The organism is Agromyces sp. P1_H4 (genome assembly GCF_056405255.1).
On sequence record NZ_JBFUCL010000563.1, the window covers coordinates 1 to 1,134 of the forward strand.

2 protein-coding genes are annotated in these 1,134 nt (G+C 74.6%); both read left to right on the forward strand.

The window, feature by feature from the left end; genetic code table 11:
* On the forward strand, positions 1-589 hold a 589-nt coding region (locus AC1DY2_RS19985; protein WP_476764001.1), incomplete at its 5' end, for an NAD(P)-dependent oxidoreductase.
* A gap of 65 nt (positions 590-654) precedes the next feature.
* On the forward strand, positions 655-1,134 hold a 480-nt coding region (locus tag AC1DY2_RS19990), incomplete at its 3' end, for a serine hydrolase domain-containing protein (RefSeq protein WP_476764002.1).

The window sequence follows — 1,134 nt, forward strand, 5'->3', positions numbered from 1 at the left end:
CCCCGACTTCGTCCGCGCGGCATCCGAGGGCCGCTGGGCGCCCGCCCGGCACGAGAGCCTCGCCGACCGGCGCGTGCTGCTCATCGGCTACGGCGGCGTCGGCCGCGCGATCGAGGAACGGCTCGCGCCCTTCGAGGTCGAGGTGACGCGGGTCGCCAGCCGCGCCCGCGACGACGAGCGCGGGCGCATCCACGGCATCGACGAGCTGCCGCGGCTCCTGCCCGACGCCGAGATCGTGATCGTCGGCGTACCGCTCAGCGATGCCACGACCGGGCTCGTCGACGCCGCGTTCCTCGCGGCCCTTCCCGACGGCGCCCTCGTGGTGAACATCGCCCGCGGCAAGGTCGCCGACACCGACGCGCTCCTCGCCGAGGCCCGCTCCGGCCGGCTTCGGTTCGCCCTCGACGTCACCGACCCCGAGCCGCTGCCGCAGGGGCATCCGCTCTTCGCGCTGCCGAACGTGCTGATCTCCCCCCACGTGGGCGGCGCCTCCACCGCGATGATGCCCCGCATGGCGCGCCTCCTGCAGCGCCAGATCGAGCGGATGCTGCGCGGCGAGGCCCCCGAGAACATCGTGCTGCGCAGCTGACGCGCGGACGACGACCTGCACGCCGACCCCTGATCCCCGTTCCCGAGCCCTACCGAGAGGACCCCATGCCGAGCTTCGACCACGCCTTCGACTGGACCCGCCGCCACGTCGACGACGGCCCCATGCCCAGCGCCGTGCTCGGCATCGCCACCGCCGACGGCATCGTCGCCCTCGACGCGTTCGGCGGGGCGTCCGTCGACGACCACTACGCCCTCTTCTCGATCACCAAGCCGCTCGTCGGGCTGGCCGCGCTGCGACTCATCGAGGAGGGGCGGATGACGCCCGACACCCCGCTCACGACGGCGGTGCCCGAGTTCGGCGAGGGACGCGACGACGTCGTGCGCCTGCGGCACCTCGTGAGCCACACGTCGGGCATCGTGGAGCCCGACCTGCAGACGCCGGCGGGCCTGCGCCCGTCGCTGCTCGCCCCGGGTCGCGACTTCGCCGCGGGCACCGCGTCGCGCTACTCCACGATCGCCTTCGAGGGCATCGCCGCGCTCATCGAGCACGCGGGCGGCGCCTCCTGGGAGCAGGCGGTCGACGCC